This is a genomic window from Paractinoplanes bogorensis (genome assembly GCF_018829635.1).
Lineage (GTDB): Bacteria > Actinomycetota > Actinomycetes > Mycobacteriales > Micromonosporaceae > Actinoplanes > Actinoplanes bogorensis.
This window is the reverse complement of sequence record NZ_JAHKKG010000004.1, coordinates 470,863-495,159: the sequence shown is the minus strand read 5'-3', so window position 1 is coordinate 495,159 and position 24,297 is coordinate 470,863. Positions and strand designations below refer to the sequence as shown.

Annotated in this window: 21 protein-coding genes; 6 read left to right on the top strand and 15 right to left on the bottom strand. The window is 70.9% G+C overall.

What is annotated here, in order from left to right:
- Positions 1–76: 76 nt before the first annotated feature.
- Both KOI35_RS14135 and KOI35_RS14130 read left to right on the top strand, forming a co-directional pair.
- Positions 77–2,836 carry an ATP-binding protein gene (locus KOI35_RS14135; RefSeq protein WP_215787422.1) on the top strand — a complete coding sequence of 920 codons (2,760 nt, stop codon included), beginning with the start codon at positions 77–79 and terminating at the stop codon, positions 2,834–2,836.
- A 48-nt stretch (positions 2,837–2,884) separates the two neighbouring features.
- Positions 2,885–5,581, top strand: coding sequence for a helix-turn-helix transcriptional regulator (locus KOI35_RS14130; protein WP_215787420.1), 2,697 nt, complete (start codon positions 2,885–2,887; stop codon positions 5,579–5,581).
- Here the strand turns inward: KOI35_RS14130 and KOI35_RS47340 are convergent.
- Entirely contained in the window at positions 5,543–7,066 is a 1,524-nt protein-coding gene (locus tag KOI35_RS47340) for a sensor histidine kinase (RefSeq protein WP_215787418.1), read from the bottom strand. The genes KOI35_RS14130 and KOI35_RS47340 overlap by 39 nt on opposite strands.
- Entirely contained in the window at positions 7,063–7,728 is a 666-nt protein-coding gene (locus KOI35_RS14120; RefSeq protein WP_215787417.1) for a response regulator transcription factor, read from the bottom strand. Before KOI35_RS14120 ends, KOI35_RS47340 begins: the two co-directional genes overlap by 4 nt.
- Before the next feature lie 139 nt (positions 7,729–7,867).
- On the opposite strand from KOI35_RS14120, the gene KOI35_RS14115 reads away from it, so the two are divergent.
- A complete protein-coding gene (locus KOI35_RS14115; RefSeq protein ID WP_215787415.1) occupies positions 7,868–8,416 on the top strand; it encodes a hypothetical protein in 549 nt (182 codons plus the stop codon).
- Between the two features lie 6 nt (positions 8,417–8,422).
- Here KOI35_RS14115 and KOI35_RS49305 read toward each other — a convergent pair whose 3' ends face one another.
- On the bottom strand, positions 8,423–8,932 hold the full coding sequence (locus KOI35_RS49305; RefSeq protein WP_215787413.1) for a transglycosylase SLT domain-containing protein: 510 nt from the start codon (positions 8,930–8,932) through the stop codon (positions 8,423–8,425).
- 55 nt (positions 8,933–8,987) lie between these two features.
- Positions 8,988–9,632 (bottom strand): O-methyltransferase, encoded by a 645-nt coding sequence (locus KOI35_RS14105; RefSeq protein WP_246613052.1) that lies wholly within the window; start codon positions 9,630–9,632, stop codon positions 8,988–8,990.
- A 46-nt stretch (positions 9,633–9,678) separates the two neighbouring features.
- On the opposite strand from KOI35_RS14105, the gene KOI35_RS48900 reads away from it, so the two are divergent.
- The gene (locus tag KOI35_RS48900) at positions 9,679–10,224 is read left to right on the top strand and encodes a TetR/AcrR family transcriptional regulator (protein ID WP_215787411.1); all 546 of its coding nucleotides are present in this window, start codon (positions 9,679–9,681) and stop codon (positions 10,222–10,224) included.
- On the opposite strand, the gene KOI35_RS14095 is transcribed toward KOI35_RS48900, so the two are convergent.
- On the bottom strand, positions 10,221–11,033 hold the full coding sequence (locus KOI35_RS14095; RefSeq protein ID WP_215787409.1) for a DUF72 domain-containing protein: 813 nt from the start codon (positions 11,031–11,033) through the stop codon (positions 10,221–10,223). The two genes, KOI35_RS48900 and KOI35_RS14095, sit on opposite strands and share 4 nt — an antisense overlap.
- A gap of 96 nt (positions 11,034–11,129) precedes the next feature.
- Between KOI35_RS14095 and KOI35_RS14090 the strand changes: the two genes are divergently transcribed.
- Together KOI35_RS14090 and KOI35_RS14085 are read left to right on the top strand one after the other, a co-directional pair.
- Positions 11,130–12,386, top strand: coding sequence for a prolyl oligopeptidase family serine peptidase (locus tag KOI35_RS14090; RefSeq protein WP_215787407.1), 1,257 nt, complete (start codon positions 11,130–11,132; stop codon positions 12,384–12,386).
- Positions 12,387–12,415: 29 nt separating this feature from the next.
- Positions 12,416–13,600, top strand: a complete 1,185-nt coding sequence (locus tag KOI35_RS14085) for a low temperature requirement protein A (protein WP_215787405.1) — start codon at positions 12,416–12,418, stop codon at positions 13,598–13,600.
- A gap of 76 nt (positions 13,601–13,676) precedes the next feature.
- Here KOI35_RS14085 and KOI35_RS14080 read toward each other — a convergent pair whose 3' ends face one another.
- The 10 genes from KOI35_RS14080 to KOI35_RS14035 all read right to left on the bottom strand — a co-directional run bounded on the left by KOI35_RS14080 (position 13,677) and on the right by KOI35_RS14035 (position 24,201).
- On the bottom strand, positions 13,677–15,059 hold the full coding sequence (locus KOI35_RS14080; RefSeq protein ID WP_215787403.1) for an aspartate aminotransferase family protein: 1,383 nt from the start codon (positions 15,057–15,059) through the stop codon (positions 13,677–13,679).
- Positions 15,060–15,077: 18 nt separating this feature from the next.
- Complete coding sequence (gabT, locus tag KOI35_RS14075) at positions 15,078–16,367, bottom strand: 4-aminobutyrate--2-oxoglutarate transaminase (RefSeq protein WP_215787401.1); 1,290 nt, start codon at positions 16,365–16,367, stop codon at positions 15,078–15,080.
- A 208-nt stretch (positions 16,368–16,575) separates the two neighbouring features.
- Positions 16,576–16,965: a hypothetical protein gene (locus tag KOI35_RS14070; RefSeq protein WP_308120962.1), complete on the bottom strand. Its 390-nt coding sequence runs from the start codon at positions 16,963–16,965 to the stop codon at positions 16,576–16,578.
- A 20-nt stretch (positions 16,966–16,985) separates the two neighbouring features.
- On the bottom strand, positions 16,986–17,168 hold the full coding sequence (locus tag KOI35_RS14065; protein ID WP_215787397.1) for a hypothetical protein: 183 nt from the start codon (positions 17,166–17,168) through the stop codon (positions 16,986–16,988).
- A gap of 81 nt (positions 17,169–17,249) precedes the next feature.
- Positions 17,250–18,620 (bottom strand): NAD(P)/FAD-dependent oxidoreductase, encoded by a 1,371-nt coding sequence (locus KOI35_RS14060; RefSeq protein ID WP_215787395.1) that lies wholly within the window; start codon positions 18,618–18,620, stop codon positions 17,250–17,252.
- 6 nt (positions 18,621–18,626) lie between these two features.
- The gene (locus tag KOI35_RS14055; RefSeq protein WP_215787393.1) at positions 18,627–19,481 is read right to left on the bottom strand and encodes an ABC transporter permease; all 855 of its coding nucleotides are present in this window, start codon (positions 19,479–19,481) and stop codon (positions 18,627–18,629) included.
- The gene (locus tag KOI35_RS14050) at positions 19,478–20,341 is read right to left on the bottom strand and encodes an ABC transporter permease (protein ID WP_215787391.1); all 864 of its coding nucleotides are present in this window, start codon (positions 20,339–20,341) and stop codon (positions 19,478–19,480) included. The genes KOI35_RS14055 and KOI35_RS14050 overlap by 4 nt, the downstream gene beginning before the upstream one ends.
- Before the next feature lies 1 nt (position 20,342).
- Entirely contained in the window at positions 20,343–21,593 is a 1,251-nt protein-coding gene (locus tag KOI35_RS14045) for a polyamine ABC transporter substrate-binding protein (RefSeq protein ID WP_215787389.1), read from the bottom strand.
- A complete protein-coding gene (locus KOI35_RS14040) occupies positions 21,594–22,721 on the bottom strand; it encodes an ABC transporter ATP-binding protein (protein ID WP_215787388.1) in 1,128 nt (375 codons plus the stop codon).
- 43 nt (positions 22,722–22,764) lie between these two features.
- On the bottom strand, positions 22,765–24,201 hold the full coding sequence (locus tag KOI35_RS14035; RefSeq protein ID WP_308120961.1) for an aminobutyraldehyde dehydrogenase: 1,437 nt from the start codon (positions 24,199–24,201) through the stop codon (positions 22,765–22,767).
- Between the last annotated feature and the right edge of the window lie 96 nt (positions 24,202–24,297).

Here is a 24,297-nt window from a genome sequence, read left to right as displayed (position 1 = left end):
ACTGTGGCGCGCGTCGCCGAATCAGGGAAACCCCACAGTCTTGCGCCGGGCAACCCCGGATTCATAAGGTCACCATGTGACCAGCGGTGAGGCCACGCCGCTGTTCGTCGGCCGGTCGAGGGAGTCCGAGCGCCTGCGGGCCTGCGCCGACGAGGTCCGTTCGGGGGAGTCCCGGCTGGCCGTCGTCGAGGGCGAGGCCGGCATCGGCAAGAGCGCCCTGCTGAGCCACTTCTCCGGCTCGATCACCGACTTCACCGTGCTGCGGGCGACGGCCGACAACACCGAGACCGATTTCCCGTACGGGGTGATCGGGCAGTTGACGCGGCACGCCGGACGGACCGCGCTGGACGCGTTCCCCCTGCTCGCCGATCCGGCCGCCGGGTCGGGCCCGCACGTGATCGGCGGCCAGTTGCTGCTCCTGCTGGGCGAACTGCAGGAGGCCGGCCGCCCGGTGGCGGTGCTGGTCGACGATCTGCAGTGGGCCGACCGGTCGTCCACCCAGGCTCTCGGGTTCGTGCTGCGGCGGCTCTGGTCCGACCGGGTGCTCACCGTCCTGGCCACCCGCCCGTCACCTGGCTCGGCCGACGAGTCGCTGGACAAGCTGCTGCGCTCGTCGGAGCGGACGACCCGGGTCGAGCTGACCGGCCTGGGCACCGGCGACGTGACCCGGCTGGCGCGCGGGACGATCGACGGCCCGATGACACCCGGACTGGGCGAACGGCTGCACGACTACACCGGCGGCCACCCCCTGCACGTCCGTACGGTGCTGGCCGAGGTGCCGGCCGACGTGCTGCGCGACGACGCCCTCGACCGCTGGCCGGTGCCGCGCTCGCTGCTGGCCACCATCACCGGGCAGCTCGACCGGCTGCCCGGCGACTCCCGCGCCCTGCTCGAGGCGATGGCCGTGCTCGACGCCCGGACGCCACTGTCGGTGGCGGGCCGGCTCGCCGGTCTGGACGATCCGGCCCAAGCGCTCGGCCCGGCGCTGACGGCCGGCCTGGCCCGGTGGTGGCCGAACGAGCCGGAGAGCCCGGTCGGCCTGGTGCACGCCCTGCACCGCGACGCGATCTACGACGCACTCGGCCCGGAACGACGCCGGAACCTGCACGCCGGCGCGGCCGGCCTGGTGAGCACCGCCGCGAGCTGGGGTCACCGGGTGGCCGCCGCGACCACCACCGACGAAGACCTCGCGACCGGTCTGGAGCAGGCCGGGTTGCTGGAGGCCGCGGCCGGGCGCAACGCCGTGGCCGCCACCCGGCTGCGCTGGGCCTCGGCGTTGTCGGCCGGCCGCGACGACCGGGAACGGCGGCTGCTGACGGCCTGCGCCCAGTCATTGCTGACGTTGCGGGCCGACAGCGTCCTGCCGCTGCGCCCGCAGGTCGAGGAGTGCGCGCCCGGACCCGAGCGCAGCTGCATCCTCGGCATCATGGACATGATGGCGGGCCGGATCCCCACCGCCGAGGCCCACCTGAATCAGGCGGCCGAGGACGGCACCGGCTGGGTGACCGCGCTGGCCGGGCTGTTCCTGGCCCAGATCACCATCGCGAGCGGCCGGGGCGCCGAGACCGTCGAGATCGCCCGCCGCACCCTGGCCACCGGCGATCTCGACCCGGCCACCACCGACCTGACCCGGGCGCTGCTGGCGACCGGCCGGATGTGGGACCGGGGCCCCCGGGCGGCCCTGGCCGAGCTCACCCACCTGCCCGCGGCGAGCACCGAGGTCCGCGACGACAACCTCGACACGCTGGCCACCCGCGGCGTGATGCGGCTGTTCCTGGGCCGGCTGCCGGCCGCCCGCGACGATCTGCGGACCGTGGCGCTGCGCGACCAGCAGGGGGCGAGTTCCCGGCTCGGCCCGGCCACCCTGGCCCTGCAGTCGGTCGTCCACTATCTGGCCGGCGAGTGGGACGAGAGCGAGTCCGCCGCCGACCGGGCCCGGGCGGTCGCCGCCTCGCAGGATCAGCTGGCCTTCGACGCGGCCGGCCGGTTCGCGGCGGTCTGCGTCGACGCCGGCCGCGGCCGCTGGGACCGCGCCGGCCGCCGGCTCGACGAGCTCTCGCACATCGTGCAGTCCTTCGGGTCACCGCCCGACATCGTCTACTCGTCACTGGCGGCGGCGACCGTCGCTCAGGCCCGGGCCGACTTCCCCGGCCAGCACCGGGCACTGCTGCCGCTGCTCGACGGGCTACGTCCGCGGTATCAGCCGTTCCGGCAGTGGCAGCAGTCGCTGCTGGTCGAGGCGCTGACCGGGGTCGGCGAGCTCGACGCGGCCGAGGCCGTGCTGCACGAGCTGCGGGACGAGCACGACGGTGGCTACGTGCGGGACGTCGTCGCGCGGCTCGCCGGTCAGCTCGCCGAGGCCCGGGGTCGCCCCCGCGATGCGGTGGAGATCTACGGCCGGGCCGCCACCACCGAGGTCGACGCCGACGTCGCACCGCTCTACCGGGCGATGCTGGAGCACGCGTACGGCCGGCTCCTGCTGGCCACCGGCTCGGCGTCCCGGCGCGACGCGTCGACCTGGCTCACCCGGGCCCACGGCCGGTTCGGCACGCTGCGGGCGGCGCCGTTCCAGCAGCGCTGCCGGCTCGACCTGACCGCGGCCGGCCTGAGCACCGCCGAGAGCGACCCCGGCGCCCCGCTCACCCTGACCGAGCGGGAACTGTCGGTGGCCCACGTCATCGCCAACGGGCGGACCAACTCCGAGGCCGCGGCCGAGCTCTACGTCAGCCAGAAGACCGTCGAATATCACCTGTCGCGCATCTACGCCAAGCTGGGGATCTCGTCGCGGCGCCGGCTCGCCGACGCGCTGCGCTCCCACCCTGGGTCCGCGGTTTAGGGTCGTTCCCTGGCGCCCCGGGTGTCCCCCGGGTGGTCTGCTGACGGCATGGTCCCGCTCATCGGCCGTCACGACGAACGGCGCGTCCTGGCCGAGCTGGTGGCCGGGGTCCGCGACGGGCGCAGCGGCACGCTCGTGCTCGCCGGTGAGCCCGGCACCGGCAAGACCAGCCTGCTCGACCACGTGGCGGCGGGCAGCCCGGACCTCCGGGTGGTCGCCATCGCCGGGGTCGAGCCGGAGAGCTGCCTAGGCTACGCCGCCCTGCACCGCCTGCTGCGCCCCTGGCTGTCCGGGCTCGACGCCCTGCCCGGCCCGCAGCGCGACGCCCTGCGCGCGGCGTTCGGGCACACCGCGGACGGCCCGGCCGACCGCTACCTGGTCGGGATGGCCACACTCACCCTGCTCGCCGACGCCTCCGCCCCCGAGCCCGTGCTCTGCGTCATCGACGACGCGCACTGGCTGGACCGGGAGTCGGCCGACGCGCTCGCCTTCGTCGCCCGCCGCCTCTACGCCGAGGCGGCCGGGTTGCTGTTCGCCACCCGCCCGGAGCCGCAGTCGCCGGTCGCCGGGCTGCCCACGCTGGCGCTGGGCGGGCTGCCCGGCGACGACGCGCTCAGCCTGCTGTCGGCCAGCGTCACCGGACATCTCGACCGGACCGTCGCCGCGACCGTCATCGCCGGCACCGAGGGCAACCCGCTCGCCCTGATCGAACTGGCCCGCACCCTCCGGCCCGGACAGTTGGCCGGCGTCGTCCCGCTGCCCGCGCCGCTGCCGGTCGGCGAACTTCTGGAGACCCACTTCCAGCAGCAGATCCGGCCGCTCCCCGAGGACACCCGCCGGTTCCTGCTGCTGGTCTCGGCGGCGCCGCCGCAGAACCCGGCGCTGCTCTGGCGGGCCGCGGCCGAGCTGGGCATCGCCGCCCACCGGGCCGACCCCGCGTTGTCGGCCGGCCTGCTGACCTCCACCCTCGAGTTCCGGCATCCGCTGATCCGCTCGGCCGTCTACCGCGGCGCCGCCCCGGCCGACCGGCGCCGGGTCCACGCCGCCCTGGCCGACGTGCACGACCCCGAGGCCGAGGCCGACCGGCAGGCCTGGCATCGCGCGCAGGCCACCATCGGGCTCGACGAGCAGGTCGCCGCGCAGCTGGAACGGGCCTCCGAACGCGCCCGGTCCCGCGGCGGCCACGCCGAGCAGGCGGCCTTCCTGGCCCGTGCGGCCGAGCTCTCCCCCGACCCGCGCGCGCAGGCGGCCCGGCTGGTCGCGGCGGCCCGGGCCCAGCTCGTGCTCGGCGATCCGGCCGCCGCGGGCCGGATGCTCGACCGGGCCGAACCCGGCCTCGACCAGCCCGTCGCGCGGGCCCTGGCCCGGCAGGCCCGGGCCACCACCGCGATGTACTCTGGGGCCTACGGCGCCGCACCGGGGCTCCTGCTGGGGGCGGCCGAGTCGATCACCGGCCGGGACGACGCGCTGGCCCGCAAGATGATGTTCGAGGCGATGCAGGCCGTCCTGGCCACCGATGACCAGGAGACCATGCGGGACCTGGCCCGCGCGGTGCTGGCCTCCCCGGCGATCCGGTCGGCGCCACCGACGTACGCGAACCAGTTCCTGATCGGTTGTGCCACCCGGATCGCGGGTGACTACCAGGCCGCCGTGCCGATCATGCGCGGTGCCCTGGCCGCCCTCGAGACGGATGAGAACCTGTGCGAGGACGGTCCCCCGCTGGCCGTCATCAGCATCCTCGCGGCCGACGATCTGTGGGACGACGAAGCCGGGCGGCGCGCGTGGGACCGGATCGAAGCGTACGACCGGCGCAGCGGCGCCCTGGGCACTCTGCGGGCCACGCTCGCGGTCGGGAGCACCTGGGAGTTGCGGGCGGGCCGCTTCGAAGCGGCCGGGGCGATGCAGGACGAACTGGCCGATCTGGTGAACATGCTCGGAGCGACCCACGGCGAGCACTCGCAGCGGATCGAGCTGCTGGCCTGGAGCGGCCGCGAGACCGAGGCCCGGTCCGTGGCTGCCCGCGCCACCGTGGCCCACCATTTCGTCCGCACCTCGATGGCCGTCCTGGAGATCAGCCTCGGCCGGTATCCGGAGGCCCTGGAGTGGCTGCGGCCCTCGCTCGAGCGCGACAAGCCGGGCGCGGCGACCCGGGCGCTCCACGAGATCGTCGAGGCCGGCGTGCGGAGCGGGGACCATCGGGCGGCCAAGGCGGCTCTCGTCCGGATGGAGGAACGCGCCCCGGTCAGCGGCACCCCGTGGGGGCTGGGCCTGCTGGCCCGGTGCCGGGCCCTGATGGCCGACGACGAGCAGGCCGAGGAGCTCTACCGCGAATCGGTGACGTTGCTCGGACGCACCAGTGTCCGGACCGAGCTGGCCCGGAGCCACCTGGTCCACGGCGAGTGGTTGCGCCGGCGCCGGCGCCGGGCCGATGCCCGGGTCGCGCTGCGGACCGCCCACGACATGTTCTCGCGCATGGGGGCGGTCGCCTTCGCCGAGCGGGCCCGGACCGAGCTGGCCGCCACCGGGGATCGGCCGCGGCCCTCGGTCGCGTCCTCGCCGGGCGGCGAGCTGACTCCGCAGGAGCGGCAGGTCGCGAGCCTGGCCGCGGCCGGGGCGACCAACGCCGAGATCGCGGCGCGGCTGTTCCTGAGCACGTCCACGGTCGAATACCACCTGACCCGGATCTTCCGGAAGCTGGCCATCACCTCACGCCGGAAGCTGGCCGCCGCCCTGGTCCGCAGCTGACCCGCCGCCCGCCGGGTCCGCGACCCGCTCGCCGCCGCCCGGTCCCTGGGTCGGCTCGCCGTCGGCGCGGGCCGGGACTGACGTGAGCGCGAGGCGGGGGCGGGGGCCGGTTCCGGATGTGGGCAGGTCGAGCCGGAAGGTCGCGCCCGGCCCGCCGTCGACATAGGACAGCGTGCCGTGGTGGGCCTCGGCCAGGCCGCGGGCGATCGGCAGGCCCAGCCCGGCGCCGCCGGTGTGCCGGGAACGGGACGTGTCGCCCCGTCCGAAGCGCTCGAAGATGACGACCCGCTCACCCGGTGGGACGCCCGGACCGGTGTCGCTCACATCGAGCAGCACCCGCGAGCCGTGGCGGCGGACGGACACCGAGATCGTGCCGCCGGGCGGCGTTGCGTGGCGGGCGTTGTCGAGCAGATTGGTGATGACCTGACCCAGCCGCCCCGGATCGCCGTCGACGTGCGGGCCGGGCCCGCTGATCCCCTCGCCGGGTGCCCCGCTCTCGCCTCGCACCTCGAAACGCAGGGCCGGGGACAGCGAGCGGGCCCGCTCCACCTCGGCGCCGGCCAGGGCGAGCAGGTCGACCGGCTCGACCACCAGGGGCATGCCCTGACCGAGCCGGGCCATGGTGAGCAGGTCGTCGACCAGGCGGGCGGCCCGGCGGGACTCGCGGACCATCGCCACCGCCATCCGCTCCCGCTCGGCGCGGTCCGGATTTTCGCGCAGCAGCAGCTCGGCGTTGGCCTGCAGGCCGGCCAGCGGGGTGCGCAGCTCGTGCGACGCGTCGCTGAGGAACGCGCGCATCCGGATCTCGGCCGCCTCCAGCTCGTCGAGCATGGCGTCGAAGGCGGCGGCCGTGCGGCCCAGCTCGGAATCGGAGCGCGGCACCTCGAGCCGTTGACCCCGGTCTCCGGCGGCGATCTGCCGGGCCACGGTGGTCATGTCTTCGAGCGGGCGTAACGCCGTACGGGAAATGCGGGCCGAAGCGACGCCGGCCAGAAGCAGGGCGAGAATGCCGCCGGCGACCTCGAACACGATGAGCCGGTTGACCGCGTCGGTGATCTGGGTGGTGTCCAGGCTCAGGGTCAGCATCTGGTTGCCGGGCAGCGCCGACCGTACGAAGATCACGCTGCCCGCGGTCTCGACCGGCACGGTGGCGGTCTCGGCGATGTCCGGCCGCCGGGGGCGCTCGCCGCGGGGACGGCCCGCACCGGGCGGCGGCGGATCGGAGGCGGCGGTGGCACAGGTCGAACCGTCGGCCTGACACAACCGCACCACCACGCCGTCGCCGCGCAGCCGGTCGGCCAGCTGCTGCCGGCTCAGGCTGCCCTGCAACTGCTGGGCCAGGGCGACCCGGTCGGTGAGCCGGGTGCGGGCATCGGCGTGGAGGCGAGCCGAGAGGGCCAGGTCGACCGCCGTGAACAGCCCGGCCAGGATCACCGCGAGCAGCACCAGCACGCCGAGGGTCAGCCGGCCACGGAGAGTCCTCACGGGCGTAACACGTAGCCGAGGCCGCGGGCCGTGTGGATCAGGCGCGGGCCGTGCTGCTCGAGCTTGCGGCGCAGGGCGCTGACGTGCACCTCGACCAGGTTGGGGTCGTACTCGTCGTAGCCCCAGACCTGGGTCAGCAGCTGGGTCTTGGAGAGGATCCGGCCGCGGTGCCCGCTCAGATAGGCCAGCAGCTTGAACTCGGTGCCGGTCAGGGTCAGCGCCTGACCGGCCCGGGTGGCGATCTGCGCCCCCTCGTCGACGATCAGGTCGGCGACCTGCACGGTGGAGGGCACCCGGCCGAGCCGGCGCAGGATGGCGGCGACCCGGGCCAGCACCTCGACCGTGGCGAACGGCTTGACCACGTAGTCGTCGGCGCCCGCGTCGAACCCGGTGAGCCGGTCGGCCACGGTGTCGCGGGCGGTCACCATCAGCACCGCGCAGTCGCTGCGGCCGCCCAGCGCCCGGGCCAGGTCGAAGCCGTCCCGCCCGCCCGGCAGGTGCACGTCGAGCAGGGCCAGGTCGGGCCGGAACGCGTCGACCACCTCTTCGAAGCCGGTGCCGTCGGCGCACGCGCGGACCTCGTGGCCGGCCGCCCGCAACGCCGCCGTGAGCGGGTCGCGGATCGCCTCCTCGTCCTCCACCACCAGCACCCGAGCGACCATCGCTCCAGTCTGGGCCGGGTGGCTATGGACGGCCCCTCGAGAAGCTGAAGAGGAGCTGAAGAAGCCGTCCGCTTCAGGTCGTCTTCAGGAGCGCCGGTCAGCGTGGGTGACCAAGCAACCGGACTAGGAGATGTTGACGTTGAAGTTCTCTCTGCCTGACTCCACCACGAACGCCGGCCGGTTCAGCCGGGTCACGATCGCCGTCGTCGCCGGGGGCGGGCTGGCCCTCGGTATCGCCGGGCTGGCCCACGCCGACCCCTCCCCCGCGCCGTCGTCCTCGTCGTCGTCGCCCTCCGAAGGCGCGGCGCCGGCTCCCCGGGAGCACAAGCCGCACCTGAGCGGCACGGTCAAGTCGATCGACGGCGGCAAGATCCTGATCACCGACCGGGACGGCTTCACCCGCCAGATCAACATCGCCACCGTGCCGTCGGACGTGAAGGTGGGCGTGCGCGTCCACGCCGAGGGCACGGTGAACGCCGACGGGGTCTCGCTGGACGCCACCTCGGTGACCCTTGCCCCGGACCGCCCCGAGGGCAAGCGCGGCCCCGGCGGCCCGGGCCGCGGTGGGCCCGGCGGTCACGGCGGACGCCCCGGTCCCGACGGCAGCGCGCCGCCGGCACCCTCGGAGAGCGGCGCCCCGGCCGCGCCTTCGGAAAGTGGCGCGCCCGCGCCGTCGGCGACCTCCTGACGGGCGCTAGACGGCCGCGCAGGACGCCGAGCCGCCGCCCACCGACTCGACGAGACGCTTGGCCGCCGGGACGTGCTTCTGGTAGGCCTCGGGGAACGCCGAGACCTGCACGGCCTGGGCGGCCTCGGTGACCCGCATCTTCTGCCAGCCGTCCACCCGCAGCAGTTTGTCGTAGAACTTCTGCGTCTGATAGGCCGGATCGGACAGTTGCTTCGGCGTGCCCCAGCCCTGGCTGGGCCGCTGCTGGAACAGGCCGATCGAGTCGCGGTCGCCACCCCGCAGGTTGCGCAGGCTGGATTCCTGCATGGCGGTGGCGACCGCGATGACCAGGCCCGCGTCGGGCACGTGGCGCTCGGTGCCGAGGTCGACGATCAGGCGCGCGTTGGCGACCTGCTCCTTGCTGAAGCCCTTGGGGGCGCCCGCGGGGGTGGGTGTGCAGTCGGCTTCCGCACGGAGCAACGGGCTGAGAATGAAGCCGGCCAGCGCGGCGACGGCGATCACGAACAAGGCACGCACGACGGCGAACGCTACCGGCCGGCCGCGGGCCTCCACATCAGCCGATTGATCGAGATCAACGGCCCGTCCAGCAACTGAGTTCCATGCCGTCCTCGACCGGGAAGCCGACGCTGACGTAGCCGTTCGCCGGATCCCGCACGTACGCGAGATAGTCGCTCATCGACTCGAAGGTGGAATCGTCGGCGACCACCATCGCGCCCGGGGCCAGCCGGTCCTCGAGCGCGCGCAGGACGGGCAGGCACAGGTCCTTCCAGCCGTCGAGCAGCACCAGCCCGATCGGGCCGGCGACGGCGGTGAGCGTGGTCAGCGCGTCGCCCGGGAGCACGGTCACGAGGTCACGGAACCCGGCCGCGGTGAGGTTGGCCCGGGCCGCGTCCACTTTGGTCGCGCTGAGCTCGGTGGTGGTGACGTGCCCGGTGCCGTTGTCGCGCACGGCCGCGGCGAGATAGAGCGTGGAGATCCCGTACGAGGTCCCGAACTCGACCACGGTCTCCGGCCGGATCCCCCGGACCAGCGAGTAGAGCAGGTCGCCGCCGCGCGCCGAGATCGGCATGTAGATGTCTTCGAGCAGGTTCGAGCGCTCCTGGGCGGTGACCGTGGGCGCGGGGCGGCCGGGTGAGCGCTCGTCGTCCCGCTCGGCCTCGGCGAAAAGCCGGTCGAGCAGATCGCGTACGGCCGGGTCGTGCAATGTCGTCGTCATGCCGGGTAGAGTAGACGCAACGTAGCGTCTAGGGAAGAGGTGGCCCGTGCACCACGGCAACCGGCACGGCCGGAGCGAGGCGGCCCGCGAGGCCGTGCTCCAGGCGGCGGACGACCTGGTGGCCGAGATCGGCTACGCCCGGGTCACCATCGAGGGCATCGCCGGCCGGGCCGGCGTGGCCAAGCAGACGATCTACCGGTGGTGGCGCTCGAAGACGGACATCCTGGTCGACGCGTTCGTGGCCGACGCCGTGCAGGAGTTGACGTTGCCCGACACCGGGAGCTTCGGCACCGATCTGCGGGCCCACCTGGAGGAACTCGTCCGGTTTCTCGAGGTGTCGGACGCCGGGGCGGTGTTCCGGGCGCTGGTCGGCCAGGCGCAGCACGACCCGGGCCTGGCCCTCCGGCTGCGGTCCGAGATCCTGCCGTTGCTGCGGGCGCGTGACCGGGTGCCGTTCGAGCGAGCGGTGACGCGAGGTGAGCTGCCGGCCGACGCCGACATCGACCTGCTGGTCGACCGCGCGGTCGGCCCGATCCACTACCGGGTGCTGGTCACCGGCGCGCCGGTCACCGCGGCGCTGCTAGACGCTTAGAACAGGGTCGTCGGCACCGGTTCGGGCAGCGGCTCGAGGCCCGGCACCAGGGCGGCCACCTCGGCGTGGAAGCGACGAGCCAGGGCCGGCGCCTCGGCGTTGTCGGGGGTGTGCACAAAGACCGTCGGCGAGCGGCCTTCCCGCAGCCATCCCACGACGACGGGGAGCCAGCGTTGCCAGCCCTCGACCGTACGGGAAGGGTCGTCCCGCCCCAGATAGCGGATGATCGGCCGGTCGGTGAGCGCTTGCGGGCGTACGGGAAGACGGGGTTTCTTCTGCCAGGCGTCACGCTCGGCATCGCTGGTCGGCGGGCTCGCGAACATCACGCTGGTGTCGAAGGGGACCCACTCGGCGCCGGCGGCGGTCAGCACCCGCTCGAGAGCGCCCGGGTGCGCGGCGAAATCGGGGTGCCGGACCTCGACCGCGTAACGGTAGGCGGCCGGCGCCCGCTGCAGGAAAGTCTCGAGCGCGGGCAGATCGGCCGGCCCGAACGAGGCCGGCAGCTGGATCCACAGCGCGTGCACGCGCGGCCCGAGCGGCTCGATCGCGTCGAGAAAGCCGCGCAACGCCTCCCCACCACCGGCGAGGCGCGACTCATGGGTGACGAGGCGCGGAAACTTGAGCACGAACCGAAAGTCGGGCGGCGTCTGATCGGCCCAGTCGGCCGCCACCGCCCGCGACGGGGTGGCATAGAACGTCGTGTTGCCCTCGACCGCATTGCACCGTTCGGCGTAGGACCGCAGCTTCTCGCCGGCCGCCACCGGCCACGCCTTGTGCGTCCACTGCGCGCACCCGACATGCAGCCTCACCCACCCAACCTACCTTGCGGCCCGCCACCTTCCGCCGGGCGATGCATCCGTGATAGACCAGCATCACTGTAACGAGGGCGAAACAAAGGAGTTCCGATGGCCACGACGATCAGCCGCCGATCCGTTCTGGCCGTGGGAGCGGGCGCCGCGGCCGGGCTTGCTCTCCCCGTTTCCGCAGCCCAGGCCGGCGGTGACCGCAAGCATGTCGAGTTCGAGCTGGACGCCCAGGTGCTCGACGGCGGTGAGCAGGTCACCTCGGTCACCCTGCGCACGGCCCGGCTCGGGCGCATCGATCCGGCCCGCCTCACCACCGGCATGTTCACCGTGCACGCCAAGGCCACCAGCCCGATTCCGATCGCCCCGGGTGATCAGATCTTCAGCGAGTACGACCTCGACCGCCCGGTCACCGCGGCCCGGCTCGACCGGCACGGCAATGTCGTGCTCGAGCTCAGCTACGCCGAGGGCCAGGTCGGCGGGGGCACGCTCGGTTACATCGCGAGCAAGGGGCGCAACGTCCGGCTCGATCTGGTCTACACGATCACGCAGAACTCCCCGCTGGTGCTGCGTGACGGCCGGGCGGTCACGGTGAGCAGGTTCGTGCAGGGCGGGCTGTCCGATCCCGAGGTCGACGCGTTCGGCTACGGCGTGTCGCGGTCAGGCATGAAGTACCGCCTGTTCGAGCCGCATGCCCGCCGCGGTCGCCGCCCGCTCGTCGTGTGGCTGCACGGCGGTGGCGAGGGCGCGTCGCTGCCCGACAACTACTACGACAACGAGTCGCAGCTGCGGGCCAACCGCGGGGCGCTCGGCTTCGCCACCCCGGAGGCGCAGCGCATCTTCGGCGGGGCCTACGTGGTGGCGCCGCAGAGCCAGTCCTTCTGGATGGAGGACGGGCCCCGCTTCGCACCCCAGATCCGCGAGATCATTCGTGACGTCGTACGCCGGAAAGACGTTGATCCTGATCGGATCTATGTCGTGGGCTGCAGCAACGGTGGCTACATGAGCATGGAGATGACGGTCGCCTATCCGGATCTGTTCGCCGCTTCGGTGCCGATCTGCGGGGTGGTGCAGTCGTTGCAGGCCGGCGGCCCGCGGCTGATCACCGACGCCGAGCTGGCCGCGATCGACACGCCGACCTGGCTGGTCGCCTCGCGTGACGACGACACGGTGGCGCCCGAGCCGAACACGATCCACGCCCACGACCTGATCCCGGGTTCACTGCTGAGCCTGTACGACCACGTGATCTGGAACGGTCACCAGTTCCCGGGCCACTGGTCGTGGATCTACGTGGCCCGCAACGACCCGGCGCAGAACGGCCTGCACGTATGGCAGTGGATGGCCCGGCAGCGGGCATAGAAGAACCGCCGCCGGGGAAAACCGGCCCCGTGACCACCGAGGAGCGGCCCGCACCGCTGATCAGACCGCCGCGCTTGCGTACGGAGAAGGAACGCGGCGCCTCCCGTCTCGAGCTGTTCTTCGACCTCGCCTACGTGCTGGTCGTCGATCAGCTGGCGCGCTCGTTCGCGGGCAACCTCAGCCTCGGCGGCGCCTCGGTCTTCGCCGCGCTGCTGGTCGTCACGTGGTGGTCGTGGGTGACCACCACGTTGTACGCCAACCGCTTCGACACCAACGACGTCATCTACCGCCTGGCCAAACTCGGCGCGGCGGGCGCGGTGATCGGCATGGCCGCCTCGGCGCAGGCCGCCACCGGCAGTGAGGGCACCCAGTTCGCGCTGTGTTACCTGGCCACCCGGGTCATCCTGCTTCTCCTGTACGCCCGTGCGTGGCGCCACGTCCCCGACGCGCGCCACACCATCGCCGTCTACCTCACCGGCGCCGCCGCAGCCACCGTGCTGTGGACCGCGTCTCTACCCCTGCAGGGCCTTCCCCGGTACGTCCTGTGGGGCGCCGGCATCCTCGTCGAAGCGCTCGCCCCGCTGGTCGCCACCCGGCTCGGCGACAACACCCCGCTGCACCTGGATCACCTGCCGGAGCGGTTCGCGCTGTTCGTCATCCTCGTGCTGGGCGAGTCGGTCCGCTCGATCGCGGTCGGCGTGCACGAGCAGCACTGGGTGGCAAACTCGGTGATCTCGGCCGTGGTCGCGTTCGCCGCCGTCGCCACCCTGTGGTGGATCTACTTCGACCTGGGCGGCGCGGCCGGCAAGAAGGAACTGGTCGAGGACGGCGACGACCAGGAGAACGGGGTGGCCGACGCCTACCTGTACGGGCATCTGCCGCTGATCGTGGGCCTGGCCATCGCCGCCGTCGGCATCGAGCAGTTCATCGTGCACCCGGCGGGCGCCCTCGACGACTCCGGCCGCTGGGCCTTGCACGGCGGCGTCGCCCTGTTCCTGGCCGGCGTGGCCGTGGTCATGTGGGGCACTTCAGGCGACTGGCACGCGGCGTGGCCGTGGCCGACCGCCGTGATCCCGTTGATCGCCGCGCTCGGTTTCGCCGAGTCCCTGGAGCCGATCCTGTCCGTGATCGCCGTGACTGTGCTGCTGGTGGCCACCGTGCTGGCCGGCATGTGGCAGAAGCACCGGGGCGCTTTGCGGGCCGCCGAGGCCTGAACCTGATTGCCGATGGCCGTAGACGTGCTCGGGCCGCCACAGGAAACCCGTGGCGGCCCGATGCCCCTTGGTGCGTTTAAAGCCGGTTCGACGCCTCGGTCAGAACGGAACGCAGGATCTGCTCGATCTCGGCGAACTGGGCCTCCCCCGCGATCAGCGGCGGCGCCAGCTGGATCACCGGGTCGCCGCGGTCGTCGGCGCGGCAGTACAGGCCGGCCTCGAACAGCGCCGACGACAGGAAGCCGCGCAGCAGCCGCTCCGACTCCTCCTCGTTGAACGTCTCCTTGGTGGCCTTGTCCTTCACCAGCTCGATGCCGAAGAAGTAGCCGTCACCGCGGACGTCGCCCACGATCGGCAGGTCGCTCAGCCGGTCGAGGTAGGAGCGGAACAGGTCGCTGTTCTCCCGTACGTGCTGGTTGAGGTTCTCGCGTTCCATGATGTCGAGGTTCGCGAGCGCCACCGCCGAGCCGACCGGGTGTCCGCCGTAGGTGATGCCGTGCGCGAACCAGTTGGTGCCCTCGAGGAACGGCTCGGCCAGACGCTCCGACGCGATCATCGCCCCGAGCGGCACGTAACCACTGGTCAGACCCTTGGCCACGGTGATGATGTCGGGGGTGTAGCCGTAGCGGTGACCACCGAAGTACTCGCCGAGCCGGCCGAAGCCGCTGATCACGTCGTCCGAGACCATGAGGACGTCGTACCGGTCGCAGATCTCGCGGACCCGCTGGAAGTAGCCGGGCGGCGGCGGGAAGCAGCCGCCCGCGTTCTGCACCGGCTCGAGGAACACGGCGGCGACCGTGTCGGGGCCCTCGAACTCGATCGCCTCGGCGATCCGGTCGGCCGCCCACACGCCGAACTCCTCGAGCGACATGCGCTCGTCGGGGCGACGGTAGTAGTTGGTGTTCGGCACCCGGAACGTCGACGGCACGAGCGGCTCGAAGTCCTGCTTGAGGGCCGGGATGCCGGTGATCGACAGGGCGCCCATCGAGGTGCCGTGGTAGGCGATGTTGCGGGACAGCACCTTGGTCTTGGTCGGCTTGCCGGTCCGCTTGAAGTAGGAGCGGGCCAGCTTCCAGGCCGACTCGACGGCCTCGGAGCCGCCGGTGGTGAAGAAGACGCGGTTGAGGTCGCCCGGGGTCAGGTCGGCCAGGCGGGCGGCGAGCTCGACCGCCTTGGGGTGCGCGTACGACCAGATCGGGAAGTAGGCCAGCTCGCCGGCCTGCTTGGCGGCGGCCTCGGCCAGTTCCTGGCGGCCGTGGCCGGTCTGCACGACGAACAGGGCGGACAGGCCGTCGAGGTAGCGCCGGCCGTGGGAGTCCCAGACGTAGCAGCCGTCGCCGCGCACGATCATCGGGACGTCGGCCTTCTGGTAGGACGACAGCCGGGTGAAGTGCATCCACAGGTGGTCGCGGGCGGCGCCGGCCAGCTTCTCGTAGTCAGGTGACTGAAGGTCGGTCAACGGGGGGCTCCTGATTTCCTAAATGGTGGCGAAAGCTTGTTCGAGCAGCGTGAGTCCGCGATCGAGCTCCTCGTCGGAGATGATCAGCGGCGGCAGCAGCCTGATCACGTTGCCGTAGGTGCCGCAGGTCAGCAGGAGCAGGCCCAGCTCGTGCGCGGCCTTGGCGACCGCGGCGGTGGCTGCGGCGTCCGGCGCCGGGCCTGCCGGGCCGTCCTCGCCGGGTATCACGACCTCGAGGGCGAGCATCGCGCCGCGTCCGCGCACCTCGGCGATCGAGGGGTGCTTGGCGGCCAGGGCCTCCAGCCGGGGCCGGGCGATCGACTCGATGCGGCGGGCGGCCGCGGCCAGGTCGAGCTCACGCATCGTCTCGATCGAGGCGAGCGCGGCGGCGCAGGCGATCGGGTTTCCCCCGTACGTGCCGCCGAGTCCCCCCGGGTGCACGGCATCCATGATCTCGGCCCGGCCGGTGACCGCCGCCAGCGGCAATCCGCCCGCGATGCCCTTGGCCGTGGTGATCAGGTCCGGCTCGACGCCGTCGTGGGTGGAGGCGAACCATTCCCCCGTACGGCAGAAGCCCGTCTGGATCTCGTCGGCGATGTACACGGCACCGGCCGCTTTGCTCCACGCCGCGATGGCCGGCAGGAAGCCCTCGGCCGGCACGATGAAGCCGCCCTCGCCCTGGATCGGCTCGATCAGCACGGCGGCGACATTGCTCGCGCCCACCGTCTTCTCGATCTGCCCGATCGCGAAGGCGGCCGCCTCGGCCCCGTTCCGCCCGTCACGCAGCGGATAGGACATGGCGACGCGGTAGATCTCCCCCGCGAACGGCCCGAACCCCTGCTTGTACGGCATGACCTTGGCCGTCAGCGCCATCGTGAGGTTCGTGCGCCCGTGGTAGGCGTGGTCGAACACGACGACGGCCTGCCGCCCGGTGGCGTGCCGGGCGATCTTCACGGCATTTTCGACCGCCTCGGCGCCCGAGTTGAACAGGGCCGACCGCTTCTCGAAGTCACCCGGGGTGAGCGCCGCCAGCTCCTCGCAGACCGCGACATACTGCTCGTACGGCGCGATCATGAAGCACGTGTGCGTGAACCGCTCGACCTGAGCCTGCACCGCCGCGACGACCTTGGGCGCGGCGTTGCCGACGTTGGTGACCGCGATGCCGGCCGCGAAGTCGATCCACTCGCGCCCGTCCACATCGGTCATCGTGCCGCCGGCGGCCTCGCTCACATACGACGGGATCATGCTGCTGACCCCGCGGGCGACAACCGCGGCGCGGCGCTTGTGCAACTCGGCCGACGAGGCCATGGCTCAACTCCTTCAAGCTTGTGGCCCCGATCATTTCACTGATTCCGTCGCACGCAAGAGTCGGAACAACTATTTCCGCGTTACCTCAACGACCCGCACCAGCCTTGCCGAACGCCGAAACTGACTGTGCGTAGTCGGTACAACACGCCCACGGGAACGACGGAGGGCCCGGACACACGGCCCGAACCCCCTCCGCCAGTCAGATTGATCAGATTGCTCTCACCGCTACGTCATGACCGCCGTACAACTCGGGAATTCGGGTGAAGATCACGGCTTTGGTCTCGACGGCTTCCTGAAGGACGTGCCCGGCCATCAGCGGACCGGTCAGGAGCGGCTGTACAGGATGATGCTCGAGTCGGGGACTTGCGAAAATTCCGACCTCCAAGGCGTTGCGCCCGGTGAGATCCAGAACGACAGTGCCGTGCAGACGCAGGATGTGATCCCACGTCGAGGCCGGCAGCCTGACCGCGGCCTGCGCTTCCGCGATCGCGCTGGCCGGCAGAAGCATGTTGATCCAGCCCGCCAGCGCGTCGGCGAGCATAGTCATCATCATCGGGTGACCCTGAAGGAGCTCGACAACGGCAGAAGCGTCGAGCACTCGCGGAGGGTGGCGGGTGGTCATCCGGCGCGCGCAGCTCGCCTGGCAATCACTTCGGCAAGCTTCTCGTCGTCCTCTCGCAACCATGTCTGATAGTCGGCTTCATCCTGTTCAGTCCAGTCCGGTGTGGGAACACCGAGCATCTGGGCGATCGACGCGAGGTCTCTCGGGATCCGCTCCGTGGCGGGGTTGTCGTGTGCCATCTAGTCACGATAAACCCGTCAGGATCCGAACCCCAACCCCCATTTCGGATTCAGGAATCGAACCTCAGACCCCGAAGCCCGTCAGGAGTCGAAGCCCAAGCCCACCTTGTCGAGGGTTCGCAGCCACACGTTGCGGCGGCCGGCGTTGCGGTCGGCCTGAGCGATCGACCAGCGCGTCAACTGAATCACGCCCGAGCGCACCGGCTCCGGCGGAAACGGGATCGGCTTGCTTCGGACCATCTTGAGCGAGGTGCGCTCGGTGGGCGCGCCGGTCAGCAGGTCGAGCATCACGTTGGCGCCGAAGCGGGTCGCGCCCACGCCCAGACCGGTGTAGCCCACCGCGTAGGCGACGCGACCGCCGTGCGACGTGCCGAAGAAGCTGCTGAACCGGCTGCACGTGTCGATCACGCCACCCCACTTGTGCGTGAACGGCACCTCGGCCAGCTGCGGGAACGTCTCGTAGAAATGCGAAGCCAGAGTGGCGAACGTGGCCTCGCGCTGGTCGTGGGACGGGTCGATGCGGCCGCCGTTGTAGTAGACCGCGTCGTAGCCGCCCCACAGGATCCGGTTGTCGGCCGACAGGCGGTAGTAGTGGAACTGGTTGGCCGAGTCGCCGATGCCCTGCCGGTTACACCAGCCGATCGAGGCGAGCTGGGCGGGCGTGAGCGGCGCCGTCATCAGCGCGTAGTCGTACACGGGAACCACGAAGTGGCCGAGCCGGCGCAGCAGCTTGCCGTGCGCGCCGGTCGCGAGCGCCACCTTTTCCGCGGAGAGCCGGCCACGCCAGGTGTGCAGACGCATCCCGGCCCCATGGACAGCCAGGCGCTCGACCGGCGACTGCTCGTAGAAGCGCACGCCCAGCGACAGGCACGCCTCGCGCAGGCCCCAGACCAGGCGCGCCGGGTCGATCATGGCGCAGCCGTCGCGGTCCCAGACCCCGCCCACGTACGTCGGTGAGTTGACCTCGGCCCTGACCTGCTCGCGGTCGAGCAGCTCGAAACCGGGTCGCAGCTCCGCCCGCATCTCGCGCAACTGCCATTCTGCGGTCGCTACGCTCAGTTCCCCCGTACGGGAAAAATCGCACTCGATGCCATAGCGGTCGACCGTCGAGGCGATCTCGTCGAGGTTCTCGCGGCCGAGACGCTCCAGCACCGGCATCTCGGAGGGAAAGCGCGACACCCCGTTGGCGTAACCGTGGGTGAGCGACGCCGAGCAGAACCCGCCGTTGCGACCCGAGGCCGCCCAACCGGCCGTCCCGGCCTCGATCACCACGACGTCGCGGCCGGGGTCGCGTTCCTTGGCCATCAGCGCGGTCCACAGGCCGCTGTAGCCGGCCCCGACGACCACCAGATCGGCGGTGTCGGTGCCGTCCAACGGGGCGGCGGGGGCCGGGGCCCCCGCCTGGGTGAGCCAGTAGGGCTCGGAGAGCGCGTCCTTCAACGATGAAGGCACGAGTTATCAGTCCCGCTTACTCTTGCTCGACGATCGGATGTTGGCGGCCAGGGCGAAGAACACACCGACCGCGAAGATGAGCGTGCCCATGACGTTGACCTGCGGCGGGAGGCCGACGCGAGTCGCACCCCAGATCCACAGCGGGAACGTCTTGGTGGTGCCCGCCGTGAAGGCGGTGACGATGAAGTCGTCGATGGAGAGCGCGAACGCCAGCAGCACACCGGAGAAGACGGCGGGCAGGATGATCGGGAAGGTGACCTTCCAGAACGTGGTCCACGGGCTCGCGCCCAGGTCGGCCGCGGCTTCCTCGATCGAGCGGTCGAGCGTCATCACCCGGGCCCGCACGACGACGGCGACGAACGAGATCGAGAACATGACGTGCGCGATCGTGATCGTCACCGGGCCGAGGCCGGCGCCGGCCGAGACGAACAGGCTGAGCAGCGACGCGCCCATGATCAGTTCGGGCGAGGACATCGTCGCGAACATGATCAGGTTGAGCGAGCCGGAGCCGCGGAAGCGGTAGCGGCCCAGGGCGTAGCCGATGCCGGTGCCCAGGGCGCCGGAGAGCAGGCTGGCCACCACCGCGATGACCAGCGACGTGACCAGGGCGCTGGTGAGGTCGGGGTATTCGAAGAGGCGCCCGTACCACTTGAACGTGAACCCGACCCAGGTCTGGTTGTAGCGGCCCGGGGTGTCGTTGAAGCCGAACAGGATCATCACGAGGATCGGCAGGACCAGCCAGGCGATGATCACCCAGGTCCAGGCGTGCAGGATCCCGCCGCCGGTGATCCGCCGCTTGGGCTTGATCCGGGCGGCCTTCTCGACCTCCGCGGCCGGTGGCCGTTCCGTGGTCGTCGTCATCGTGCGGCCACCTTCATGACGTCCTCGGTGCCGAGGATGCGGGCGTACGTGAACACGCCGATCAGCAGCACGAGCATCAGCACGAAGGAGAGTGCCGAGGCCGTCGGGTAATCGGAGTTCTCGAGGAACTGGGCCTGGATGACCTGGCCGATCATGGTGGTCTCGGAGCTGCCCAGCACCTCGGAGTTGACGTAGTCCGAACTGGCCGGCACGAACGTCATGAGCACGCCGGCGAACACGCCGGGCAGGGCGAGCGGGAAGATCACCTTGCGGAACGTGGTGGCCGGGTTGGCGTACAGGTCCCGCGCCGCCTCGACCACGCGCGGGTCGATGCGCTCGAGGGCCACATAGATCGGCAGCACCATGAACGGCAGGAAGTTGTAGACCAGCCCCAGGATCACCGCGGTCGGCGTGCCGAGGATGTGGAACGACTGCGAGATCAGGCCGGCCTCGCGCAGCGGATGCAGCAGCGGGCCCTCGTCGGTCAGGATCTGCCGCCACGAGATCGTCCGCAGCACGAACGACACGAAGAACGGCAGCAGGACCAGGAAGAGGTACGTCGCCTTGCGCTTGCCGCCGTAGAAGGCGATCCAGTACGCCACCGGGAACGCCAGCACGATCAGGATCAGCGTGGCGACGGCGCCGTAGATGAGCGACCGGATGATCTGCGTGTCGTAGTTGGAGATGGCCTCCGTGTACGTCTGCCAGTGCCCGGTGAAGCGGTAACCGTTCACGATGTCGCCCTCCTGGAGGGAGAGCGACAACATCGCGACCATCGGCACCGCGAAGAAGATCAGCAACCAGAGCCCGCCGGGCAGAACCAGCAGGTAGGGCGCGATCTTGTTCTTTACGCGGTTCATATCATCCCAGCACGATAGGTTCGAACGTCTTCTGGAACTTCTGCTGCTCGCTGGTCGCCTCGAACGCGACGTAGTAGTGCAGCTTGGCGTACTCCTCGGCGGTCGGGAACACCAGCTTGGAGTCGGCCACGTCGAGCAGGGCGCTCTTGTCGTCGCCGCTCAGCTTGGCCGCGTGCTGGCGGATCACCGGCTGCGCCGCGGGCACCGGGCAGACGTAGTTGATGTACTCGGCGATCGTCGCGGCGTTCTCGACCTCGTAGAAGAAGTCCATCATCATGATCGCGTCGACCGGGTTCTTGGCGGTGATCGGGATCGTCATGTTGTCGGTCCAGATCGTGCCGCCCTCTTCCGGGATGATGAACTTGAAGTTCGTCCCGTCCGAGATGTTCTTCTGGAAGATGTCGCCCGACCAGGCCTGGGTCGCCCACACCTCGCCGCTGCCGAGCGCGTCGATGTAGCTCTGGTCGTAGTAGTTGCGGACGATGCCGTCGTCCTTCTGCTTCTTGAGCTCGTCGGCCGCCTTCTTCCAGTCGTCCTCGGTCGACTTGGCCGGGTCGACGCCGATCTTCATGAGGCCGAAGTTGCCGAGCTCCTGGATGTCGGAGAACATGCCGACCTTGCCCTTGAGACGCTTGTCCCACAGGTCGGCCAGACCCTTGATCGGGCCGGTCTTGCTCTCGTCGTAGGCGATGCCGGTCATGCCCGAGGCCCACGGGATCGAGTAGGCGTTGCCCGGGTCGAAGGCTTCCTTCTTGTACGCGGCGCCGGCGTTCTTGGCGTAGTTCGGCAGCTTCGAGTGGTCGAGCGGGGCCAGGAAGCCCGAGTCGCGGAACTGGGTGAACTGGAAGCTGTTGGTGATGACCATCAGGTCGTAGCCGATGGACTGGCCCGCCGACAGCTGCGGCTGCACCTTGGCGAACCAGGGACCCATCTCCTGGATGACTTCCTGGTAATTGACTTTGATGCCGGTCGCCGCGGTGAACTTCTTGAGCTCGGGCTTCGAAGGGTCCATGTAGAGCGGCCAGTTCGCGAAGTCGAGCGAACCGTTCTTGACCTTGCCGTCCCAGAACTTGGCGACGGCGTCGGGCTCGGCGCTCGGCGGCGCCTGCGTGCCCTGTCCCTGCACGCCACAGGCGGCGAGGGCGGCGCCCAGGGCGCCGAGTCCGGAGAGCCGAAGTGCGTCCCGACGGCCGAAGCGACGCTGGGTCAGGCCGCGAACCAGGGAGGGGTCGGAAAAGTTCGACGCGGACATTCAGACTCCGATCATGTATGAGTGCTGGGGGGCCCAGGTGAGATAGACACGGTCGCCGCGATCGGCAAGGTCGTCGGCGCTCGATGCATTTTGATCGAAGACTGTGAAATCTGCGCCTGCGGCCGTGGATACCGTGTAATTCGTTGAGGTTCCGTGATAAACGACCTCGGTCACTGTCCCCGAAAGAACACTGCCCCCCGTAGCAGTCACCGGGGGCACGCCCCGGTGCAAGTCGATCTTTTCCGGACGGATCGACACCTCGAGCTTGTCGCCGGTGCGTACGGACTGTGACGCCGGTACGACCACCCGGTCCTGCGTCGTGTAGCTGAGCAGGGCCAGCCCGCCCTCGACCCGGTCGACGTGCCCGTCGACGATGTTCGACGTGCCGATGAAGCCGGCCACGAACCGGGTCGCCGGCTTCTCGTAGATCTCGCGCGGCGTGCCGAGCTGCTCGATCACGCCGGCGTTCATGACCGCGATCCGGTCCGACATCGTCAGCGCCTCGCCCTGGTCGTGGGTGACGTAGACGAACGTGATGCCGACCTCGCGCTGGATGCGCTTGAGCTCGATCTGCATCTGCTGGCGCAGCTTGAGGTCGAGGGCGCCCAGCGGCTCGTCCAGCAGCAGCGCCCGCGGCCGGTTGACCAGGGCCCGGGCCAGCGCGACCCGCTGCTGCTGGCCGCCCGACATCTCCTTGGGCGCGCGCTTCTCCATGCCGGTCAGCGACACGATCTCGAGGATCTCGCCGACCCGGCGGCTGATCTCGCTCTTGGCGACCTTCTTGCGTTCCAGACCGAAAGCCACGTTCTGGTACGTGTTCAGGTGCGGGAAGAGCGCATAGGACTGGAACACCATGTTGACGTCACGCTTGTTGGCGGCCACGCCGGTGACGTCCTGGCCGTCGAGCATCACCTGGCCCGCGGTCGGCTCCTCGAACCCGGCGATCATGCGCATGGTCGTCGTCTTGCCGCAGCCCGACGGGCCCAGCAGCGAGAAGAACTCACCCTGCCCGATGGCCAGGTCGGTCCGCTTGACGGCGGGCACCGTCTCGCCGTGCGACAGGTAGTTCTTGTTGACCCCGACGAACTCGATCGCCGGGGTGTCGCGGCTGTGCTGGGGGGTGGTCATGGCGTTCCTCTGTTATCAGCGCTTCGCGCAGGACGGGGGGCGGTCAGCCGAGGTAGCTCATTACGTGCTTGATCCGGGTGTACTCCTCGAACCCGTACATCGAAAGGTCCTTGCCGTACCCGGAGTGGCCGAATCCGCCATGCGGCATCTCGGACACGAACGGCAGATGAGTATTGATCCACACCGCACCGAAGTCGAGGCGGCGCGACACGCGCATCGCGCGGCCGTGATTCTGGGTCCAGACACTGGCGCTCAGACCGAACCGGACGTCGTTGGCCCAGCGGACCGCGGCGTCCTCGTCGTCGAACGACTGGACGGTGATGACCGGGCCGAAGACCTCGTCCTGCACCATCTCGTCGCGCTGCCGCAGACCGGCGACGACGGTCGGCTCGAGGAAGTAGCCGCGCTCGCCGATCCGCTTGCCGCCGGCCACGATGCTGGCGTGGTCGGGCGTGCGGTCGAGGAAGCCCTGCACGCGGGAGAGCTGGCCGGCGTTGTTGACCGGGCCGAAGTAGGCCTCGGTGTCGTCCGGCGCACCGACCCGGGTGTTACGCGCGGCCTCGGCCAGCGCGTCGGTGAAGTCGGCGGCGACCCGGCCGTGCACCAGCACGCGGGTGGCGGCGGTGCAGTCCTGACCGGCGTTGAAATAGCCCGCTCCGGCGATGGCCTGCGCGGTGGCGGCGATGTCGGCGTCGTCGAACACGATGACCGGCGCCTTGCCGCCCAGTTCGAGGTGGGCCCGCTTGAGATCGGCGGCGGCCGAGACCGCGACCTCCATGCCGGCCCGGGTCGAGCCGGTGATCGAGACGAGCTGCGGCGCCGGGTGGGCGACCAGCGCCCGGCCGGTGTCCCGCTCGCCGCAGACCACGTTGAGCACGCCCGGCGGCAGGAACTCGGCGGCGATCTCGGCCAGCAGCAGCGTGCTGACCGGGGTGGTGTCCGACGGCTTGAGCACCACGGCGTTGCCCGCCGCGATGGCCGGGGCGAACTTCCACACCGCCATCACCATCGGATAGTTCCACGGGGTGATCTGCGCGCACACGCCGATCGGCTCACGCCGTACGTAGGACGTGTGGTCGCGCAGATACTCCCCCGCGGACTTGCCTTCCAGGACCCGCGCCGCCCCGGCGAAGAAGCGGAGCTCGTCCAGCAGCGGTCCCATCTCTTCGGCCCGGGTCGCCTCGACCGGCTTGCCGGTGTTCCGGCACTCGGCCGCGATGATCTCGTCGGCCCGGGCCTCGACCGCGTCGGCCATCCGGAGCAGGGCCCGCTGGCGCTCGGCCGGGGTGGCGTCGCGCCAGATCTCGAAGCCGGCCCCCGCCGCCGTCATCGCCGCGTCCACGTCGGCCCCGGTCGAGACCGGCGCGAGCGCGTACGCCTCCCCGGTGCTCGGGTCGATCACCTGCGAGGTGGCCTGGTCTGCGGTTTCGACGTATTCGCCACCGACAAAGTTACGCAGAACGGGCAGCGCGGCGCTCACGGAATAGGACCTCCAGTAGCGGGCCTGTGACAGCTCCCACACAAATCGACTGCGAGACCTTGACACATGCGAAGGACGGAAGACAAGGGAATCCGA

Coding starts and splice junctions, on each gene's coding strand:
- KOI35_RS14130 (WP_215787420.1), top strand. CDS start 2,885: ATGGTCCCGCTCATCGGCCGTCACGACGAACGGCGCGTCCTGGCCGAG.
- KOI35_RS14120 (WP_215787417.1), bottom strand. CDS start 7,728: ATGGTCGCTCGGGTGCTGGTGGTGGAGGACGAGGAGGCGATCCGCGAC.
- KOI35_RS14105 (WP_246613052.1), bottom strand. CDS start 9,632: ATGACGACGACATTGCACGACCCGGCCGTACGCGATCTGCTCGACCGG.
- KOI35_RS14090 (WP_215787407.1), top strand. CDS start 11,130: ATGGCCACGACGATCAGCCGCCGATCCGTTCTGGCCGTGGGAGCGGGC.
- gabT (WP_215787401.1), bottom strand. CDS start 16,367: ATGGCCTCGTCGGCCGAGTTGCACAAGCGCCGCGCCGCGGTTGTCGCC.
- KOI35_RS14065 (WP_215787397.1), bottom strand. CDS start 17,168: ATGGCACACGACAACCCCGCCACGGAGCGGATCCCGAGAGACCTCGCG.
- KOI35_RS14055 (WP_215787393.1), bottom strand. CDS start 19,481: ATGACGACGACCACGGAACGGCCACCGGCCGCGGAGGTCGAGAAGGCC.
- KOI35_RS14050 (WP_215787391.1), bottom strand. CDS start 20,341: ATGAACCGCGTAAAGAACAAGATCGCGCCCTACCTGCTGGTTCTGCCC.
- KOI35_RS14045 (WP_215787389.1), bottom strand. CDS start 21,593: ATGTCCGCGTCGAACTTTTCCGACCCCTCCCTGGTTCGCGGCCTGACC.
- KOI35_RS14040 (WP_215787388.1), bottom strand. CDS start 22,721: ATGACCACCCCCCAGCACAGCCGCGACACCCCGGCGATCGAGTTCGTC.